The organism is Dictyobacter aurantiacus, assembly GCF_003967515.1.
GTDB classification, from domain to species: domain Bacteria; phylum Chloroflexota; class Ktedonobacteria; order Ktedonobacterales; family Ktedonobacteraceae; genus Dictyobacter; species Dictyobacter aurantiacus.
The window spans coordinates 381,142-401,586 of record NZ_BIFQ01000002.1 but is presented as its reverse complement, the minus strand read 5'-3'; the positions used below and the strand labels follow the sequence as shown (position 1 = coordinate 401,586).

At 54.7% G+C, this 20,445-nt stretch carries 17 protein-coding genes; 10 read left to right on the top strand and 7 right to left on the bottom strand.

Translation table 11 applies throughout. The annotated features are described in order from the left end of the window. Nucleotides 1-137 precede the first annotated feature (137 nt). Both KTT_RS26500 and KTT_RS26495 read left to right on the top strand, forming a co-directional pair. Nucleotides 138-2,222, top strand: a complete 2,085-nt coding sequence (locus tag KTT_RS26500) for a UvrD-helicase domain-containing protein (protein ID WP_126600486.1) — start codon at nt 138-140, stop codon at nt 2,220-2,222. 25 nt (nt 2,223-2,247) lie between these two features. Next, nucleotides 2,248-2,883: a dual OB domain-containing protein gene (locus KTT_RS26495; RefSeq protein ID WP_126600484.1), complete on the top strand. Its 636-nt coding sequence runs from the start codon at nt 2,248-2,250 to the stop codon at nt 2,881-2,883. Nucleotides 2,884-3,183: 300 nt separating this feature from the next. On the opposite strand, the gene KTT_RS26490 is transcribed toward KTT_RS26495, so the two are convergent. After that, on the bottom strand, nt 3,184-4,017 hold the full coding sequence (locus KTT_RS26490) for an MBL fold metallo-hydrolase (protein ID WP_126600482.1): 834 nt from the start codon (nt 4,015-4,017) through the stop codon (nt 3,184-3,186). Nucleotides 4,018-4,426: 409 nt separating this feature from the next. Here KTT_RS26490 and KTT_RS26485 point away from each other — a divergent pair, with 409 nt between their 5' ends. From KTT_RS26485 to KTT_RS26475, 3 genes are all read left to right on the top strand, one after another. Then, nucleotides 4,427-5,281, top strand: a complete 855-nt coding sequence (locus KTT_RS26485; protein ID WP_126600480.1) for a MerR family transcriptional regulator — start codon at nt 4,427-4,429, stop codon at nt 5,279-5,281. A 405-nt stretch (nt 5,282-5,686) separates the two neighbouring features. After that, nucleotides 5,687-6,235, top strand: coding sequence for a carbonic anhydrase (locus KTT_RS26480; protein ID WP_126600478.1), 549 nt, complete (start codon nt 5,687-5,689; stop codon nt 6,233-6,235). A gap of 92 nt (nt 6,236-6,327) precedes the next feature. Then, nucleotides 6,328-7,422 carry an NmrA family NAD(P)-binding protein gene (locus tag KTT_RS26475; protein WP_126600476.1) on the top strand — a complete coding sequence of 365 codons (1,095 nt, stop codon included), beginning with the start codon at nt 6,328-6,330 and terminating at the stop codon, nt 7,420-7,422. A 47-nt stretch (nt 7,423-7,469) separates the two neighbouring features. Here the strand turns inward: KTT_RS26475 and KTT_RS26470 are convergent, their stop codons facing one another. Continuing rightward, nucleotides 7,470-7,859 (bottom strand): MBL fold metallo-hydrolase, encoded by a 390-nt coding sequence (locus tag KTT_RS26470; protein ID WP_126600474.1) that lies wholly within the window; start codon nt 7,857-7,859, stop codon nt 7,470-7,472. Nucleotides 7,860-7,996: 137 nt separating this feature from the next. On the opposite strand from KTT_RS26470, the gene KTT_RS26465 reads away from it, so the two are divergent. The 3 genes from KTT_RS26465 to KTT_RS37455 all read left to right on the top strand — a co-directional run bounded on the left by KTT_RS26465 (nt 7,997) and on the right by KTT_RS37455 (nt 9,279). Further along, nucleotides 7,997-8,305, top strand: coding sequence for a hypothetical protein (locus KTT_RS26465; protein ID WP_126600472.1), 309 nt, complete (start codon nt 7,997-7,999; stop codon nt 8,303-8,305). Nucleotides 8,306-8,604: 299 nt separating this feature from the next. Continuing rightward, on the top strand, nt 8,605-9,048 hold the full coding sequence (locus KTT_RS26460) for a BlaI/MecI/CopY family transcriptional regulator (protein ID WP_126600470.1): 444 nt from the start codon (nt 8,605-8,607) through the stop codon (nt 9,046-9,048). 105 nt (nt 9,049-9,153) lie between these two features. After that, nucleotides 9,154-9,279, top strand: coding sequence for a hypothetical protein (locus tag KTT_RS37455; protein WP_268904544.1), 126 nt, complete (start codon nt 9,154-9,156; stop codon nt 9,277-9,279). Nucleotides 9,280-9,530: 251 nt separating this feature from the next. Here KTT_RS37455 and KTT_RS37450 read toward each other — a convergent pair whose 3' ends face one another. Genes KTT_RS37450 through KTT_RS26440 form a run of 5 tightly spaced genes read right to left on the bottom strand, consistent with a single transcriptional unit; the run spans nt 9,531 to nt 18,296 of the window. Then, nucleotides 9,531-9,653 (bottom strand): hypothetical protein, encoded by a 123-nt coding sequence (locus KTT_RS37450; protein WP_268904543.1) that lies wholly within the window; start codon nt 9,651-9,653, stop codon nt 9,531-9,533. Between the two features lie 31 nt (nt 9,654-9,684). Further along, nucleotides 9,685-10,374, bottom strand: a complete 690-nt coding sequence (locus tag KTT_RS26455; protein ID WP_126600468.1) for a hypothetical protein — start codon at nt 10,372-10,374, stop codon at nt 9,685-9,687. Continuing rightward, nucleotides 10,371-11,813 carry a hypothetical protein gene (locus KTT_RS26450; protein ID WP_126600466.1) on the bottom strand — a complete coding sequence of 481 codons (1,443 nt, stop codon included), beginning with the start codon at nt 11,811-11,813 and terminating at the stop codon, nt 10,371-10,373. The genes KTT_RS26455 and KTT_RS26450 overlap by 4 nt, the downstream gene beginning before the upstream one ends. After that, entirely contained in the window at nt 11,752-16,692 is a 4,941-nt protein-coding gene (locus KTT_RS26445) for a hypothetical protein (RefSeq protein WP_126600464.1), read from the bottom strand. Before KTT_RS26445 ends, KTT_RS26450 begins: the two co-directional genes overlap by 62 nt. Then, nucleotides 16,689-18,296 (bottom strand): CHAT domain-containing protein, encoded by a 1,608-nt coding sequence (locus tag KTT_RS26440; RefSeq protein ID WP_126600462.1) that lies wholly within the window; start codon nt 18,294-18,296, stop codon nt 16,689-16,691. The genes KTT_RS26445 and KTT_RS26440 overlap by 4 nt, the downstream gene beginning before the upstream one ends. Before the next feature lie 413 nt (nt 18,297-18,709). Here KTT_RS26440 and KTT_RS26435 point away from each other — a divergent pair, with 413 nt between their 5' ends. Further along, a complete protein-coding gene (locus KTT_RS26435; protein WP_160146152.1) occupies nt 18,710-19,390 on the top strand; it encodes an SUMF1/EgtB/PvdO family nonheme iron enzyme in 681 nt (226 codons plus the stop codon). Nucleotides 19,391-19,473: 83 nt separating this feature from the next. Further along, nucleotides 19,474-20,301 carry a hypothetical protein gene (locus KTT_RS26430; protein WP_126600458.1) on the top strand — a complete coding sequence of 276 codons (828 nt, stop codon included), beginning with the start codon at nt 19,474-19,476 and terminating at the stop codon, nt 20,299-20,301. Nucleotides 20,302-20,445: the final 144 nt, after the last annotated feature.

The following is a 20,445-nucleotide window of genomic DNA, read 5'->3' as shown; positions in this document are numbered from 1 at the left end:
ATCATACATTGCAAAAGTTCTCTTTTTCAGGTAAGATACGGTATCGGCGACTTATTTTTACTGATGGCTATTTTTCCTCTCAAAAGACGCACCATGCATGATGCAACATCGACGATAGAGTAAAGAGGTGACTTGCGATGGAGAGCAGCTGGTACACAACCATGAAGCCCAGCTTCAGAAATGAATGGATGGCGCTGCCACCCAAAGAGGTGCAGCAGATTCACGAGAAGATCAAACTTCTTGAATATGATCCCACGCCGGATGCCAAAGTGAAGAAGCAGCTGAAGCACCTCCATCCGCGTCTGCACCGCATTCGCAGCGGCAAGTACCGCCTCTTCTACACCTTCGAGAAGCCGTATATCAGCCTGCTCGCGCTGCGCCGGCGCGATGACGATACCTATGATGAAGAGATCGACGCCGAATTCCTGGGCGGCCTGATTCCCGAACTGCGCATCGCCCAACCCGGTGTCCATAGCTGGGAGGCACCAGCGAGCGACGAGCCTGCAGTCACGCGCCTCCCCCAGCCCATCACCGCGGAACTGCTCGCCCGCCTGCAGATCCCCGAGGAGCATTTTGCCCGCCTGACGCCCCTGCAGACCGAGGATGACCTGCTCAACTGCCCCGATGTCCCGGCCCAGATCCTTGATACCGTGCTGGAGTATATGTTTCCACGCCCCATCCAGCAGGTGATGCAGCAGCCAGACCTGCAGGTTCAGCATCTCGACGACCTGCTGCGCTTCAAAGAGGGCGAATTAATCGGCTTCCTGCTGAGGCTTTCGCCGGAACAGGAGAAATACGTCACCTGGGGCATGAAGGCCAGCGGCCCCACGCTGCTCAAAGGTCTGCCGGGAACGGGCAAGAGCACCATCGCCCTCTACCGTGTGCGCGCGCTCATTGCTGAGCTGCGCAAGCAGGGCCGCGACGACATCCGCATCCTCTTCACCACCTACACCAATGCCCTCGTCAACTCCTCGCTCCAGCTGCTTGAGCAGTTGCTGGGCGAAGACCGGCGCTTCGTCGAGGTGCAGACCGCCGACCGGGTCGCCATTACGCTCTTGAGCCAGGCCGGCAGCGCCCCCCACATCCTTGGCGATAGTGAGATCAACACTCTGCTGCGGCAGGCGATCCAGCAGACGCGCTTCGATGGCAGCGAGCAACAGCAGCAGAGCCAGCGGCAGACCATCGAGCAGATGAGCCTGGACTACCTGCTGCAGGAGATCAACCAGGTGATCGTCGCCCGCCAGCTCCACACGCTCAAAGACTACCTGAGCGCCGCCCGGCCCGGTCGCAAGCTTCCCCTTAGAGGGATTCAGCGCCGCGCCGTCTGGAGCGTCTTCGAGACCCTGCAGCAGAGCCTGTCGCGGCAGGGCAAGATCACCTGGCGCCAGGCCAGAGCCATGGCTGAGGCCTACGTCGCGCAGGGAGCCTATACCCGGCTCTACGATGCCGTCATCGTCGACGAGGCGCAGGACCTCGATCCCAGCGCCCTCCGCTTACTGGTCCACCTCTGCAAACAGTCCAACCGGCTCTTCATTACCGCCGACGCCAACCAGTCCATCTACGGCAGCGGTTTCAACTGGAGCGACGTCCACCAGGATCTCAAATTCCAGGGCCGCACCGCCATCCTGCACGCCAACTACCGCTCCACCCGTGAAATCGGTGAGGCGGCCCAAAACTACCTCGCCGAAGGAGCGCTGGATACCGATAATGAAGAGCGCCTCTATGTCAACAACGGTCCCCAGCCTATCATGCGCCGCATCCAGGATCAGCACCAGCAGCTGCAACTGCTGGTCAGCTTCTTCCGTCAGGCCCGCAGCGCCTACCGCATGAGCTCGGGCGCCTGCGCCGTCCTCTGTCCCACCATCAAGGCCGGCCGCGCCATCGCCGAAGCACTCAGCCAGCAAGGACTGGAAGCCACCTTCATGACCGGCCAGGAGCTCGACCTCAAGCGTTCCTGCATCAAAGTCATCACGCTGCGCTCCGCCAAGGGACTGGAGTTCCCCATCGTCGCCCTCGCCGGCTTCCTGGACAGCGCCTGGCACACGACCATGCCGCACACCTCCAGCGACGAGGAACGCGAAGAATACCTCTCACTTGAGCGCCGCACCATGTTCGTCGGCATGACCCGCGCCATGCGCGCCCTCCTGGTCGTCACCCCCCAGGACAGCACCTCACCGCTCATGCAAGGCTTCGACAGGCAGTACTGGAATATAGCAGAATAAGTATAGCGAGAAGCAAGGATGTGCCATGAAAGTCTGGATTAGCGCCAAAATTGCGTATGGGAGTAAGATTTGTTTGCATGGATTGACGGAAGATAGGAAAAATGTTCGCTTGTTACGCACCGATGGAAGTTATTATCCTGCGGCCACCGGGTTCAACGTGGGGCAGATCTGGGATATGACCTTGTCTCGCGCTCCTCGCTTGATTGCTCCTCACAGTGAAGATGTGATTGTGGCGTCCTGTAAGCTCATTGGCCAGGAGGCAGATATGAGATCGTTTCTCTGCACTCATGTTTCACCCTGGCAAGGAGGCCCTGATCAGCTTTTCGGAGGGGCGTTACGATCGGTTTTGAATAAGAAAAAGCTCTTTATTTCAGAGGGAACATCCTTCCAGCCAATAAGCATGGGATATTGGCTGCCTGATATCCCACTCATCAAATGGCATGATGAGGAAGATCATCCAGGCTATCGCTACTATACCCCTATGACAGAAAACCTCATTGATTATCAAGGGGCGGCCGCGCAGATATTTAAGATTCCGGCAGCTTCACTCGTACATGTGGCTTTAATGCGCTGGTGGACGCCATCAAATCGCTATGCAGCCCATGAAAGCTCAAAAGTGAAGCGCCGTTGTTATCTCTATATCGCCGGTTGGTATGAATAGGTGTAGCTTATCTCGCTTTAACCATCCTTAGAATGTGTCTGACATCCTTCATGTTGAGGGTGCATGCGCGCCCCCGCACGCGCGGCCGCACCGGTTTTATATGTTGTTACATCGGGCGCGCATCCGCGCAGCCGATGTAACAACATATAAAGGAATTCTGACACCGGAGGTGCGAAAACCCATGCAGGCCGCAGGCCATCATTATGAGAGTCAGACACGCTCGCAGAAGGTTCTTACCTTCGTTACCATGGGGCACGTGAGCACCCGCGCACGCGCGTCTGCTACGCGGCCGCACTGGTTTTATCCCTGTCGGATGGGGAGAACGGTCTGCAGGGCCTCGATGTAGCGGTCGGCCGAGCGCATGACAGCGTCATGGGCGTCTTCTGGGACGATGGTGTCAAACCAGGCGGCGTAGATGCGATCGAAGGCATAGGGCCTGATGGCGTCGCGGATGCGAGCCACCTCGGCGGCTGGCAACGGGATCAAGTTGGGATAGCTATACATAAAGCTGACCCAGCGGCGATCCGCGACCACGGTGATGATGTCGCCGGTGAGCAGTGCGCCCTTGCCCTCGGCTCCTTGCGGCCAGTGCAGCACAGTCCCACCCGGGAAGTGTCCGCCCAGGCGCACCAGCGTCAGGTTGCCGGGCAACTGCTGCGTCTCGCCGCTCCAGAAGATGATGCGCTCATCGGGACGCATCACCCATTGCCGGTCGTCCGCATGCAGGTAGATGGTAGCGTCGAAGCGTTGCGCCCATTCCACCATACATGAATAGTAATGTGGGTGAGAGATGGCGATGGCCGAGATGCCGCCCAACTCCTTCACAGCCTCATAGGTCTCGTCGTCCAGGTAGGTGATGCAGTCCCACAGCACATTGCCCTGCTCGCTGCGCACCAGCAGGCCGCGCTGCCCGATGGCGAACTTCGGCGAGGTTCCGATCCCCACCAGTCCTGGCTCATGCTGCTTGATGGTATTGCTATACTCGCCACTGCCGCGCATCTCCTCCAGCGTCGTCCACTGCTGTCCCTGGTGCCCCACGTACTGGCGCTGGTCCAGGCAGATTGGACACGACTCCGGCTTTTCCTCGCTGGCGGCGAACTGTGTGCCACATGTGACACAGATCCAATGTTGCATCGCTAAAAGTTTCCTTCCTCACTTTATAACAAAGGGTTCTGGCATCATTATTACCACATTCTGGATCGCTTATAAAATACTCCACGGATGTGCCCCTGTTTCTCATCAGTCAGCGATTTCTCTGACCTTTTCTCGCAGCCGGTGAATCTCGCTCATCGGCGGGATGCCGAAGAGAACGGCGTCTATACAGCACGCTGACGATGGCTTTTCATTTGGGGACTATGTTAGCAATCCCCAAATGAAAAGCAGTACAGTTTGTGCCCAGAAACAGATGCATCCTTCGCCTAAATAGCTTATAGGTAGGGGGGATAGGGCTCGAAAAGCACAGGTTTCGCGACTGGTTCTCTTGACATTGCCGTAGCGTCAAACTATATACTTCCTCTAGAGAACTTCCCAAGGAGGAATCGACATGTTTCGTATCGGCGACTTCTCCAAAATCGCCCGGGTTTCAGGTCGCCTGCTGCGGTATTACGACGAGATTGGTCTGCTGAGCCCACAGGCTATCGACCCGGAAACGGGATATCGCTACTACAGTGCACGGCAATTGCCTCGGCTCAATCGCATTCTGGTTCTTAAAGAACTGGGCTTATCATTGGAACATATCGCCCAACTTCTGGATCAGGAGACCTCGGTTGATGAAATGCGAGGGATGCTGACCTTACGCAAAGCCCAGATCGAGCAATCAGTTCAGCAAGAGATGGAACGATTGCGCGTCGTGGAGAGCAGGTTGCAGCAGATCGAGACCCATGGACAGGTGCAGGAACCTGATGTGATCCTGAAAGCGGTGGAAGCCTCGCCATTTCTTGGGCTACGCGACGTGCTGGCAGGCATGGACGCGATCCAGTATCTTGTTCGCAGCATTGCTACTACTGTTCCGGCCATAGTGGGCCGCAACTGCCTTGGACCTATCACCGTCATCATCCATTCCCCCATGTATGATTCCGAAGCACTCGATGTCGAAGTCGGCTACTTGCTCACCCAGAAAGGCCCGCAGTCGGTCAAACTCGCCGAGGAGCGCCTGCTCACTGTGCGTACCTTGCCTGCCACTCAGACCATGGCGACCCTTGTACACGTCGGGCGCGTCAGCGACATCCACAGGAGTTATGGAGCACTGGCTGCCTGGATGGAACACCACGGGTGGCAGATAAGCGGAGCGGGGCGAGATCTCCTCCTCCAACTGCCGCAGTCGGAGCAACAGGACGAAGCGGTGATCGAGATCCAACTGCCGGTAACAAGGTCCGATCATCCTGCTCCCCTTACTTGAGCCGCCACAGATTGAAGGATTGGAACGAGTTTGACGCGTTCTGTTGATCCCACGTTTTCAACGCGCATACCCACCAGCCTACAAATAGCCATGCCTTCTAGTTTCCCCTTCAGCTTGCGCCCGGCTCTTTTCAGATCTTAGATTTTCATGGCTGTGCCTATTATTTCTTTTCTCCGTGCCAAACAGCATGCATACCGATCGATGTATTGAAAAGCGGGGCTTGACTTTGCCGTTACGTCAAACAGTATGCTCATTCTGTCAACGGTATGAAGTGGTTTGAAGCAAAAGGAAAACTCCATGCTGCCACTATGACAGCCGCTAAATGTCCCCTTAGATGTATGTCTGAGAGAACGCACAAGATGGCGACCGTCCATGAACTGTTATTAGTAAGGGAGAAGAATCACCATGACAATGCTTGACACCCTGGTAGAACGGAACCAGGGCTTTGTATCCCATCAGTTCCAGAAAGATTTACCCCTGATGCCGACCTTGAGAGCCATGATCATTGGCTGTGTTGATCCGCGCGTCGATCCGGCTCACCTGCTCGGCCTGGGTCCCGGAGAAGCGGTTGTGATCCGCAATGTGGGTGGGCGAGTTACTCCAGGGGCGTTGCAGACCTTGGGGATGCTGGGTAGGATAGCCCCGAGTGAAGAAGGCAATCCTGCGGGTGAGTTTCATCTTATCGTGCTTCAGCATACCCAATGCGGAATTGCTCGCCTGGAAGGGAACCCTGACCTGCTCGCGAGCTACTTTGGTATCGGCCAGGAAGGACTGAGCTCCAGGGCGGTCACTGATCCTTACGCAGCGGTTGCGGTGGATGTGGCTACGCTCAAGGCGAACCCCACCCTGCCCGGGAGCTGGCTGGTTTCTGGACTCGTCTATGATGTAACGACAGGGATGGTCGAGGTCGTCGTGCCACCTGCTCCTCTGCGTCATCCCGAGAATCATGAGTAAGAAGAGTATTCGTGTCTGCGATATGCTCAAAGACGCGCATCTCGCCAGAGGAGAGTGGCATCTCTCCACCTATCAAACAGGAGCATCCTCCTATGAGTAAACCAAGAATCCTTGTTCTGACAGCCGCCGGAAGGACTGGCATGCCCATTGTTCTTCAGTTGCTCTCCGAAGGCTTTCCCATCACCGCCTTTGTGCATCAAGCAGATCAGCGAAGCGAACACCTCAAGGCGAAAGGCGCAGATATCGTCGTCGGCTCGCTTACGGATATCAACGATATGAGAACTGCGATGGCAGGGGGCAGGCGTGCCTACTTCTGTGTTCCCAACGAGGCCGGGTATCTCAAAGCAGCAGCCATTTTTACGGTGGTCGCGGCTGAGCAACAACTGGAATCCGCCGTCGCGATGAGCCAGTGGCTCTCCAACCCCAATCATCCCTCCATACACACTCGTGAGGGCTGGCTAGCGGACAGGTTGTTTGCGTTATTACCGGGAACCGCCGTCACCTTCATCAATCCTGGTTTTTTCGCGGACAACGAGATGCAAGTCTTACCGTTCGCCGCTCAATTTGGGCAGTTGTCCTTACCCTATGGTTTTGGCCTCAACGCGCCTCCTTCCAACGAAGATATGGCCTGTGTGGTGGCTGAGATTCTCACCAGGCCAGAAGGACACGCCGGAAAAACGTATCGGCCCACTGGTCCAAAGCTCCTCTCTCCACAAGAAATCGCGGCAACTCTCGGCAAGGTCCTTGAGCGCAAGGTCACTTACCGCAATGCTCCGATGTGGATGGTGTCGAAGGTGATGAGAGGTCGCTTGTCTCTTTATGCGCTTGCCGCATATTCGCAATACGTGATCGATTACCAGAAGAATACGTTTGGCGTCAATGCGCCAACGGATGTGGTTCGCCGCATCACTGGCAGAGAGGCAGAGGATTTTGAGACCATCGCAAGACGCTATGTGGCCACCACCCCGGAAGTCAGGCCTGGCTTTGCTATCCAGTTCAAGCTCATGCTCGGGATGATCATCTCGCTGCTCCGTCCAGCCCCCAAAACGGTTCCCCACCTGGCTCTCGATGAATTTTCCGACGGATCGCATGTGGTCTTCAGCGCTGACTCTCCTGAATGGCATCAAAGCCACGAACCACAAGGCCACGAACCATCAGCAGAGCAACCAGCGTTCCGGTTGTTGTGATGCCATAGCTACGCGTTTATCAGCGCTGAGGGTTGATATACCATCCCTCAGTGCCCGTGGATACCAGGAATGCGGACTTGCGCCGCATACATGCATGAATAGTAGTGTGGGTGGGAGATGGCGATGGCCGAGATGCCGCCCAGCTCCTTCACGGCCTCGTAGGTCTTATCGCCCAGGTAGGTGATGCAGTCCCACAGCATATTCCCCTGCTCGCTGCGCACCAGCAGACCGCGCTGCCCGATGGCGAATTTCGGCGTGGTCCCGATGCCCACCAGCCCCCGGCTCGTGCTGCTTGATGGTATTGCTATACCCGCCGCTGCCGCGCATCTCCTCCAGCGTCGTCCACTGCTGCCCCTGGTGTCCCACATACTGGCGCTGGTCCAGGCAGATCGGGCCTGAATCCGGCTTTTCCTCGCTGGCGGCGAACTGCGTACCACATGTGACACAGATCCAATGTTGCATCGCTAAAAGTTTCCTTCCTCACTTCATAACCAATGGTTCTGACATCATTGTTGCATATTCTGGATAGCTTATAGCATACGCCATAATTTCAATTGGCGCGCAATGAGGCGTATTGGAGCAGATGAGGCTTATCGCGGCCTATGCGGGCAATCCTCTAGCGCTAAACATCATCGTGCAGAGCATTGCGGATCTGTTTGGAGGTGAGATTGCCGAGTTCCTGGAGCAAGGTGAAGTTGTCTTTGGCAGTGTGCGGAATTTGCTGGATGAGCAATTCAGGCGTCTCTCACGGATTGAGCAGAGTGTTCTATTCTGGCTGGCGATTATACGTGAACCGATAAGCCTGGAGGAACTGCTGGCACTGTTTGTTCATATTCCACAACTACATGTGCAGGTATTGGAGGCTGTGGATGGTATGCTTTGAGTAGGCTATTCTATGTACAGGACGTTGTGGACGGGGGCGCGGTTACAGGCTCTCTGAGGCTGGCATGGACAGGTACGATGGTGAAAACGTGACAACGGTGATGGGAGAGATGATCGAAAAAAGAGAACGGTTGCTATTCTTGAGTTGTACTATGCTCTCTGCGCACTCTATGGTAGAATACGCACATGCATGAGAGGAACTTGCCAGGTGAAGAGATGGTTGAATGGTGTCGTGTGTGTAATAAACGTTCCTCTTTGCCTGTGCATAGATACCTCTGACACTGTGAGAAGGAGATACGTATGGACGCAGAGATCGATTTGAATACGTTTCGTCCCGATCGTCCTGGCATTCGCAAGGTGTTGGGTGATCTGGAAGCGGAGATCATGGAACTCATCTGGGCCAGGCCTGCTCATGAGGGGACCATGGTGCGGGATATTTTTGAAGTGCTCTATGAGCGGCGGCGCATTGCGTATACCACCGTCATGAGCACGATGACGCGCCTGGCGAAGAAGAAGCTGCTGCGTGTGGAAAAGCGGGATCAGGCCTATGTGTATTACCCAAATTATACCCAGCAGGAATTTATCTCACACTTCGTGGGGCGGATTCTTGAAGATCTCTTTGTCAGTTTCTCGGGAGAGATGCTCGCCGGCATTCATACCATCCAGGATCCCCAGGCAGCGCAACAGGCTCGCCAATTGTATGAGGAAATCGCACGTCGACGACGCCAGGAAGAGACAGAGTAGCACCGGGTCTCTGTCTCTTTTTTTCCATCCAACTCTGAACTGTTCTTTTGGTAGCATCCTCTCTGTCATGCTTCGCGCCTCACATACAAAAAGTGCATATTTCTGTTGATCCCACCCAGACCAATCTGGATGCGCTGCCTGGGATTGCTGGTCGCGTTCGCCGTGATCCTGCACGACATTGGTGATGGCCTCAATACGATGACCCTGCTCCTGCTGAACAAGCTCACCTGACTCCACACCTTTCGCTTGCTCCTGCTGGTCGCGGTGGCACCGATCCTTGGGGCGGCATCAACGCTCTTGATCAAGATCCCCGAGGGACAGATGCCTTTATACCCTGGTTTCCTGGCGGGGTTTCTCCTGTACATAGGCGCCTCTCACGTCCTCCCAGAAGCCCATCAGGAGAAAAGCAGTATCTTTACGCTGGTGCTTACCGTGCTTGGCGCCGCATTTGCATAAAGCACCGCTTTAAAACGTGCTTTTTGTTAGAGTGCCATCGCTACGCGCTTATCAGCGCCGGGTTGATATGCCACCTGCCAGTGCTGGTTGCGCGCACCGCTATCGAGAAAGAAGAGAAGAAGATCAGGATCGATTGACGTCCATGACAAATGCATACCATGCATTGCGCGTTGCCACAACTCATACTGGACCACGTAGTATAGGACGCAGCCCCAGTTGCAACATGCGCTCGCCTATATCGGAGTGGCGCAGGGGATGGAAGATCTCCTGCATGCTTGTGCCGGATCTTCCTGATTGGGGCAGCACCCCACAGGCGCTGCAGCGGTTGTAAGTAGTATCCTGGTATACGTACTCTAACATGCCAGAACGCAGCATAAGCTGATGCGAGAGCCTGCGCTCCGTCCCGTCTCGCAGGCGTTGATACGCCGGTAAGATCTTTTCACAGGACTCTAGCAAGTGCCTGGCGCGTGGATGCAGTCCTGGCAGGGCCATGATCTGCTCGATAAAAGCAGGGTGCGCCTCCAACTGGTCAAAGGCCTGTAAGGCTCTGCCCCACTCCTCAACGGTGGGCAGGTCAAAACCTCGCCCGTACCAGTGAATGACCGCGCGCGCTTCAGAGAGAGTGATACCGGTGAGAAACGCGCACAAAAAATTCTGGGCGACGAGCTCCTCGGGTGTCAGGCGTGGGTTCATGCGCATACGCTCACGATACCAGGCGCGATCAAACCGGCTATCAATCGTCTCACACAAAAAGTATTCGATCTGGATTTTAGTGATGGGCAGCCAGAAAAGCGCGAACCCTTGCCCTGGTACATCGACCAGCGGAAAATGGGTTCGCGGATCGACACGGAAAGACAGCGTGCTCATCATGGTTTTTTCGTCCCCGCCATTACATGTTCCAGGAAGGCACTGGCAGCCGGAGCTATTTCTCCACTATGCGTAAAAATCCGGCGATGAGGTAGCCAGGTCGCGACCAACTCTCTGCGAGCAACGACCAGCAGTACTCTTTCCATCCAGTGCGTGGAGAACAGATCAACAAAGTCCAGGGGCAGCGTATCGTTCACAAGAAGGACAACAGCGGTACCGGGTTTAAGATTATCCAGGATCGGACCAATCAGCGCCAAGTGGTAAGATGATTGAATCCCCTGCGGTGAGATGCCCAGGGGAAATGCCGGCTCGATCTGCCCCGGATAGTACGTCGCAACATAGCCTCCATGCGCGCTCAACTCATCGTAAAAGCGTACAATCGTCTCCTGGCTGGCCAGACCCGTGCTCCCGATCGTCGCAGGCACGATCAGAGCTACTTCCTGTTCAGCGGCCCGTGGTCGATCAAGCTTGATGGCCCAGATTAAAGCGTCAAGTACGCGAATGGCCCGCACCTGGATATTCAAGACGGTATCGCTCGCATCCATGTTGCTACCATACGCAGAATTGATCGTAAAATAGACTTGCGCGCCGGCATCCTGGACCATATTGACAAAAGCACCGCCCCCATCGACAAACTCGATCGTGTAGTCTCGCAAGATGTCAGATATTTCGCACATCTTTGCAAAGTAGGCATCTTCATCCAGCGCCGGTAGCTCGGAACCACGCTTTTCTCGCAATTGATCGTAAGGATCAGCCGACAGATAGTCGACGACGTCAAATGGCAGCGGCTCTAATCCGGGTCGCATACCCAGGAGGATATCTGCTTTGGTGTAGACGACCAGAATGTTTTTGTCGCGAATCGGAATATGCAGCTCGGACATAGCATCCAGGTAGATCGTAAATAAACTATCCAGCGAATAGCCCGCTTCATTCTTGTTGACCAGGTCATCCAGGCTGACCACGCACCAGATGGTGTTGACCTGGTGCAGTGCACGTACATATTCTGGCTGGCTACCAGCTTTGTCGAGCACTTCACCGGCCAGATCATAAGCTACCATCGTCGTCGAGTTTGCAATCAAAAATTTATTGTTCATTATTAGGAGCGGTTTAGGCTGTGTACTGGGCTGTGTCGCTGGCAGTTTCACATTCCCGCTTTTATAGCGCGCAGACCACTCGGCCAGCTTTTTCTGCGTGGCGTCATCGAGTGGGCGCACATAACTACCGAGGGCAATTTTTGCCACCCCCTGGGCGGATTGCATAAGGCTGGAGAGTAACGCCGTTTTCCCATGGGATGGCAATCCGAACGTGCCCAGGCACATCACATTACCGTTTCGCGCGCACTCAACGTACTTGGGCGGAAGCTTTTCCCCGCAATCCGCGTTATTGCACAGATTGGTTTGCTGCGGTTCCTGCATGGTCAGGCAATAGGGACACATGATCATAGCTTTCTCTTTCTCCTCCAGGTCGTTTCAGTAAAGTTTCCAGGGTTAATTGCGTGCTCTCTCCCAGGGCAACTATCTCACCACGATAGGGATGCCATCCGCCAATCCGGGCCACCCACAAACGCGACGCCCAGTGCTCCTGCTCGACCCAATCATCGTAATCAATCACGGGCGTAGCCGTGATAATGAGCACAAAGTCTACCTGCTCGGCAGGATAGCGTTCGAGCAGGGGACCGATTAGCTGCGGGTGTTTACGCCGATCGCTGATCTCTCGCTCGCTTATTTTGCGGCGATTGTTGCGTACCTTTGCCCGAATCTCTTTCTCGCCCAGCCGCTGTAACATCAGCGTGATACGCTGGCCTCTGCCCAGCCGCCGCTGTCTGACAAACTCATCAAGCACGAGGTTAGCCTGGCGAACAGCGGTTTTGTTATGCGCTTCGACCAGCACGATTCCATAGTATTCGCCCTGTTTCAAGCGCTCAATGGTGCCATCCAGGCGGTTCTGGAGTGCATTCATCAGGTGATTAAGCAATACTTCCAGATTTTGCAGGCCGGCCAGGGTAGCGGCCCTGGTGTCGGGATCGCGTAAACTGGCCTGCTGAAATTCGATTTGCTGGAGCGCCCACTGGTAACGAGCGTTCTCTTCTTGCGCGTCACTGGAGGGCAGAATGGCCAGGAACTTGCTGTCCATCTCCGTAGGTGCAGGCGCCCCTTTCCTGGCAGGTCGAGCCGGTTGCGACGAGAGGTAACGACGAGAAACATTTTCACCAAAGGCACGAAAGGCATTGAAAGATTGATTGAATTCAATAAACAGCCGGGTCATAGCGATCAATTGATAATCATACTTCAACCAGTCGCGCAAAGGAGCGATATCTCTGGCAGGAATTCTGCTGATGCACTCGAAGAGTGCCCCCTCACTCTCGTTTAAGAGCTGGAGCCAATCACTCGCCCTGGCGAGCTGGAAAAGCACAGAGAGCACAGGCGCGATCTCTGTATACGAACTGGCGCAGGCCACGACCTGTGGCAGCAGGCCAAGCAGGGCTCCGTACGTATTGGCCGCCAGGGTTGGATTATCCACTCCGTAGAAGTAAAAAAGCATACGCGTACAGGCGATACCCATCTGCTGCCTGAGTTTTCTGGCCTTCTTCGTCGCTTTATCTTCGCGCCCTTCTGCCTTCTCGCGCAGCATATGCTCAACCAGATGGATGGCCTCAGGCAGGTTTTCCCGCGATCGCAGCATGATCGTCCAGAGAATAAAGAGCGAGACATCAGGGTAGAGAGCACTGGTATCCGAAAGTTGCGCTAACCAGGTCTCAATTTCGCCGCGCAGACTCTCGAACGAGCGTGGTTCAACCACGGGCCCTCCTATATATGCGCGCAAGTCACGCCAGAGATCCTCTAACGGGCAGGCGCGCAACGTTGTGGTAACCTTCCGCCGCAGTTCCTCCTCCAACGCGTCCAGGCTTTCGGGGCGTACAACCGTCAGAAGAGCAGCGAGTGAGGCGGGCAGAGCCGTCTCCGCCGTAGGTGACAGCAGATATACTTTGCCCCGCCAGGACTGGTTGGTGGACGCTGCGGTCGCTTTCTGGCGCTGAAGATGCTCCTTGAAGATATTGCCTTTGGGTCCTTGCGTAGCATCAGTGGCATTGCGGTATAATTCCGCCAGGTCCAGAATTGGCTCGGTATGAAAAACCGTTACAAAGTACGTCTGCTCTGGCGCGTATCCCTGCCCCAGGCTGGGAATCATCACTGGCAGCAGAAGGGACGGACGATTGGCTCCTCGGAGTTGCAAATCATCCGGACCAAAAGAGGTAATCCCATCGTCGCTGCGCGCCTGCCCATTCGCATTCCGGTTGTCGCTGCTCAAAAAACGGCTGCGACCAGTATAACCCAGCCAGTGCAGGTGGACAGGGGTGATGGCGGAGATGTTCTGCAGCAGATAGAAGATGCGCTCACGGTTTTCACGCGATGCCTGGCCGCCATCAACGACGACAACCCCGGCTCGTTTACTGGCCGGAAGGTCCAGCACAATCCCATCCATGACGTAGGAATGAGAGATCAAGATGCGCGCGATGCGGTTGAGCACGGGGTAGCCAGATTTGATCCAGAGAAAGAGAACATTGCGCAACCTGCGGCGCTCCTCCTGGGCCGCGCTGTTCATGGCTTGTGACAGGACCGCGTAGACAGCCTTTTGCCAGCTCTTCTGGTGCGGATTCTCTGCCTCGCCAGCTTCTGCCAGCTCGTCTTCTGCCAGTTCATCCTCTTTAGCGGCCGCGAATTGACGATCATCTGCGGTGTGCTCCTCCCGAACTGGCAGGTGCGACAGGCTCTCGTACCACTGCTGAATAGCGTAGAGGGCATAAACCAGGGGATCATCCCCCAGCAACTTGCCCACCTCCACATGGATATCCGCGGTCCCGCTCTCCATGAGATCTTCGAACTGCAAAAGAAAATTCACATCATGCAGAAAAGCCTCCAGAGTCATGATGTGTGTACGCATTGCCATGGGAACCAGGTCCAGCAGGGGGTATGCCGATTGCTCCAGCAGTGAGGCATCCTTGATGCTGATTGATGTATGAAAAAGATAGTTCAGGGCCATATGTCCGATTTGCCAGAGAGGACTCTTGGTATCTTTACGATCCAGCCAGACACGGATCAAGCGCGTGATATCGCGCGGCCACATCTGCGCAATATGTCCCAGCGTTTGCACCAGAACCATGCGCATCTGATTTTTCCAGGAATTGGTTAGCACGCCAATATCGCGTCGAATGGCTTCATCAATGGCGCCTTTGTGGCGCGCATAGAGACCATTGAGATACTGCTCCTGCTCGATCTCGCTGAGGTTTCTGAAGAGGCGGCCTTTGTCCGTGACAGGCTCCACGGCAGTTTCTGCTTCCTGCCTGAGGCGTGCCCGGTACGCGGCATACATGTTACGTTGCTCTTCATTGATCGCCTCTTCACCAAAGCGACCATGGACCTCAACCAGCTCTGTCAGGATATTCCGCAACGTTGCCAGTTGGGCTTTCCCGCGTTGTTTCTGGTCCTGCATCATCGTGGCCTGACGTCCCCGCAGATCAGTATCGTCCTCCTCTTCCAGCTCATCCTCTCCGCTCAAAGTAATGTGCTCATCTTCCAGTGTGCGGGCAATAGCTTCGTAGATGTAGGCAATACTGGCAGCGACCGCCCACATCTGGTCGAAGCGTTGACTGCGGCACCAGGCCCGCAAAAGCTGCTCGATAAAATCGAAATGCTCGCCGCGACGCGCAATTTCGGCCAGTACAAAAGCGGCCGTGAGCGAGACCGGGGCTCGTTTATCGCCCACCAGTTGCTCCAGCAGGATACGCAGTTTTGTGAGATGGTAGACCCCCACCTGGGCAATCATCACCGCGATCGCGTAGCGCAGCTGGCGTAATCGATCACTGGAGGCTGTATAGCGCGCATCGCTGGCCGCACGCCTCGCCAGCTGGAGATCATACTCGCTTAAATGATGGATGGTGCCAAGCAGGCCTGTAAAGGTAGAGGCATCGTCGGGATCGATTAAAGACCAGAGGAGCCGTTGAAAATTTTCAACCTGGGCCTCGACATACTGGCGATACTTACGATTACGGAACTCCAGGATATTAAAGCGCACCTGGATGTCCAGTTTGCTATGCATCAGGTGGGTGCCAATGCGCCGTGGATCAATAAATTCGTCCGCACCATCCATGCCTTGCCTTCTCAAGGCGTTCGTCGCTTCCGTATATATTTCTTCCAGCATTGGCATATCCAGTTTATCGAAAAGAACCACCAGCAGGGCATATAGCTGATAGTTCATCGGTTTTAATTCGTTAAACCAGGTATGCGGCGCCTTGATCTCCTGATCTTTTTCTTTAGTGAGCTCATAAATCAGGACTTTTAGATCCATATCCTTCTTCTCAAACAGGTGATACAGATCCGAGGGAGTTAAATGCGGATTGAGCTTCTCCCGGGCTGCCAGCAGTTCAGCCCGCTCGTTGCCGAAGGAAAATTTTTCCGGAAAAAAAGAATCGATCAGTTTCTCCATCACGAGCCGGCAATTGACGCCTGTCGTATGCAGGATAGGAAAGTTTTTGATTTGCAATTCTGCTAAATGTGGACCATTGAGCACCGTAAAAATAAACCAGACGTTGGTCAGATTGGCCAGGTTCTCATTGAGATGGATAAAACGATTAGTCAGATCGTCGAGCCTGATCTGATTTTTATCAAAGACCTCGTCAAAGAGGATGACGGCATTGGTAGGAAGTTGCTCGTCGGCAATAATTTCAACCAGAGTTCGCTTGCCGGGATCAACAAACTGATATACATCCAGCGCCTTTTGGGGCCAGAGGTGTAACGCCAGGTACAGAGCTGTCATAAGTTTACCACTGTGTTCCTGGCCGGCAACAATGAAGATATGGTCGGTCGACTGCCTGATGTGCCGCTCAAAGTCCTGATACCCTTCCGGTTCAACAAAAAGATCGTTGACGAGCTTGAAGTCGTGAGGCTCAAAGCGCTGCAGCGTAATGTTTTGCCGACTAAATTCAACCAGGCGCTCATCCTCGCGCTGCTTTATCCACTGCTGCTGCTGAAAACTGGCGTCCTCCTGCCACGTGGCCCGATCATCCTGATGCCCCATTTCTTGCGGATCCGTTTCAGAGCCTGGCTGGTTGTTCGCTTCCTTCTCATCATCGTCCTCTAACTCGTCAACAGGCAGTGGCTGTGGGGGAAGTTCCTGTTCTTCTGCCAAGGACTGCTGTGGTCTCACAGCAGGAGGCTGATCGGATTCAGTCCGGGGAGTCGTGCCGTGCTGCGCATTGCCCTGGAGCGGTTCCACAGTCGGTATTGGCTGATCCTGGTCTCCGGGCTCTGGCGTCTCTATCATATATTATCTTCCTCTGTGTGCACAAAAAAGAGCGAATCGGGATCTACTCCGGGTTTGCATTTCAGGTGAAAAATTTCCGCTTGCGTGGCCTGGTGACGGAGAGAAATTTCATCACATGCCTTGTGAAAAGCCTGGCCCACGCTCTCTCCATAGGACAGAGCCTGGTAAAAGAGATTGGAGAATTGAACGGCCAGGCCATCATTGATAGTTCCACGTATGCCAATCGCGCAATCTATGTACTCGCAGATGGCTTCAGCCAGCGGCTCTGTGTAGCAGGCGTTGAGGACGACGCAGCGCAACATATCCTGGTGTCTGCCCAGGATGCCAGCAATGGTTGAGAATGGAATAAGGTCTGGCTCCGCGCTCAATCCCGTTGAGGCGTGCATCCCACCACGCGCTTCGCTGAGGGTCGTATACTGTTCCAGGGCCAGTTCCCCGGAGGGGAGGGCATGGCCTGAAAAATGCAGGATCGCGGGACGATGGCTCAAAAGATAGCCTGAAAAATCCTGTATGCGCACATTCTCATCGCGCCAATCAAAGCAACGCCAGTTCTCGCGCATCGCGAATTTGATCTCTTTCATTTCGTGGTCGATGCGCAACCCTTCTCGGGTCTGATCGCGGTGACGCGGGTTCGCCTTCAGGACCAGTATCCTGACACGGGTGCGCGTAACTGAAGATTTCCTGGGCCGGCGCCTGGAGACACGTATGGGCCCTAGATGCAGTTCAGGCGTCTGTGCCAGCATGATCAGTTCGGACCTCTCTTCATCTTTGGCCTCGACCGGGTCGTTTTCCAGGCATGCCAGTGTGCAGGCAACCGCCAGATCGCGCGTCAACAGCCGATTATAAAAGCCCTGCAAAAGTTCAGGTGTCGGGTTGGTCTGAGCCGACTGGCAAAGCAAAAAAGGCACGTTGAGCTGGCTGAGCGTAGAAGCGGCTGGTGCCTCCTGCTGTGTTGATAGCACAAAGCAACGCATACCCGGTTGCATATCCAACAAAAAGTTCAGATTATGTACCCCTGGAGCGGCATCCGTCAGCACCAATGCGAAATCCGGACGGCATGGGCCAATGTGATGCCAGAGATGAAAGGGCATCGACGCATCCCGAAAGGCTCGATGCAGGCGCCTGGCGTCCAACTGGCTGACCCGGGTCACCAACACCCGGTCTGCGTGGCGCTCGTGCAGCGCATCTACCATCCGCACGATCGCAGCGCCCATGTCGCTCTGTTCCTCACCAGGCGCCAGCGTCAGCAGGAGGCGCAGCGGCCCTCGCTCTAATCTGAGCGCCGGCATAGGATGATTCTGGCGCGCCGAGGGCAACAGCACAATTGGATGGCGCAGAGCAAGCGCGCACACGCCATCGTGCAGCAGCGACCAGGGCCAGTCAAACAATTCAGCAGGGAGATAGAGCAGGAGGCGATCTGGTATACGCTCCTGATACCGCTTCAAAATAGGACCTGTGAAGATCTGCTGATACAGCCAGTGGCCTGGCGCAGCGGAAACCGCCGAGGGTAACGAACTGAATGCCAGAGGCGCCTGCTCGCCGCTTGAAGCGCGGATAATGAATCCGGCAGAATCTTTCCTTATCGAAAGAATGAAATCATCCATGACCTACCCAGTTACATTCTACCTATGGTGGACGCCCTACCAGCAGCAATTCTCGATTATCTAATCCAGGAAACGCAAATAAAGATAGCCCACTCAACAAACCTCTCTTCTTCTCTATCTTATCTATCCTATTTGCGGGCCTGTTGCAAGTTTTCCATACTTTTGATTACTGCAAGAGAAATATCTTGCGAAATCTACCATTTATGGTTACTATATTATACCAGACAAGTAAAATAATATATAGGGATGGAGTAAATTGCCCTGTCTCTCTAGCAAAGAGAAACAGTTTTTTCCATAAAAACTGGGGGCTCTTCAGTAAGAAACGCGCAAGTAATGTACAGGTAACAGACAAAAGCCTCTGCGGGATTCTGGTGGTAGAGGTCTACGTAAGCTGTGAAAGGAATAAACTTCGCATGACTGTGCCTTTCAATCTTTCTCTGGATAAAACTGGTTTTCCAGTCATAGAAGTGCCCGGGCTGCCCTTTAAGATGCTCTGGTTGCCAGTGACAAAGATCCAGTTCGAATATTTTCTGGTGGATACGGGCGCCTACGATAACGATTGGTACCAGGACAAGCTACGGCACTACAATCCCAGGATTTCCGCGGGCAATCTTGGCGTCACAAATTATTGGCAGGCGTTTATGACTGGCCTTTTGCCATTTGAGGCCCGGCGCTATGCCGAGTGGGCCGGACACGGCTCCGATCTTCCGACTGCGCAGGAATGGAAAAACGCGCTGAACACACTGGGACGCTGGCCGGCCGACCCTGCGTTTGTAGACGCGGTTCTTCATCTATCCGGACTGAACGAGCGCGCCCGCGTGTTAATCCAGGCAATTGAGCATGTGCTGCTCGCAGAGAAAGATCAGTTATCCGGAGGTCATTTTCTATGCGATCAGATGGCTATGCGTTTGGGTGTACTTGAGCTCCTCTATGAAGATTCACAGCGCCTTTCGTATTGCTGCTGGGGCCAACCGAACAGGCGCTTCGCCGGCGGCCTCAATAATCCTTTGCGCGATACAGCGCCCACCCGCTTTAATGATAGAAACGGGATACGCATGAAAACGGTAGGGTTTCGCTTAATTCTCTGGCAATAGTGCACTATGACGATAGTATATGCATGAAAAACAGTAAAATCATGCTTTATAGATAGAGATGCATATATTGATGCGGAGGCTGCATGCCTGATTTACAGATTCAGCATGTGATTTTTACACGCGTGGAGAGAGCCTATTCACCCAATAATGTTAGTGGCTATCAAATTGCCTATAAATCGGCCGCATTGGGAAACGATACCACTGCGATAGAAAAACGGCTGCAATGCTTTGAGCCCGGTAGACAGGAAAGCGCCCGCTACCAGTTTTTCTGGACGGAGCAGGGCCAGGCGGTGCTGGCACGTAGCGTCCCCCTCGCTGAAATTGATCCGGAGGTGATTGACCCGGCGCAGCGCGATGCCTTTCTCGCTCACGCCCTGGTAGTGAGTAGAGCGGATTTTGCGCGCATTCGTAATGATCCCTTTGCGATCTTTGATGCGGCGGAAAATAACGATATTTTCGCGGAAGACGCAGACCGGCTCGTTGACTATCTGCGCGCGAGAGCCGCGGAGCAAATGCTGGCTGTGCCACTGCGCAAACGAGCGGCGGTGAATGACCTGCTGGAGGGCTGGCGGTCCGAAGATCTATTGCGGCTCTACCACCTGGGCATGCAGGCGCCTTTATTGAGCCGGCAAGGACGCTCGCTGCTGCTGCAGGCTGACGACCGGGATGAAATCTTCAATCTCTTGAATGTCATATGTATGCTGATTCCACCTGATGATCGCTCGGCCTGCACGTTTGATACCTGGGTAGATGGCTGCACGCCGCATGCCGGTACGTTGTGGGCGGTTGGTACAAGCACTGGAAGAAGCCATCCAGGCTTTCTGCCGATCCGACTTGTGGACCAGGGGTTGGAGTTCAAAGGAGGAGGGGATGGCTTTTCTGACCCAAAAGCGCTGGCCCGGTCAGCATAACCAGCACATTTTTCAGAAGGTTAGGCTGGATACGCCGGGCTCAATAAGATATACCAACCATCATCGAATAAGGACGATTTTCTTTGTGACACGCTGGTCGCCGAGGTATCACACCGGCCAGGCTGTAACCCGGTAAGGCAAGCC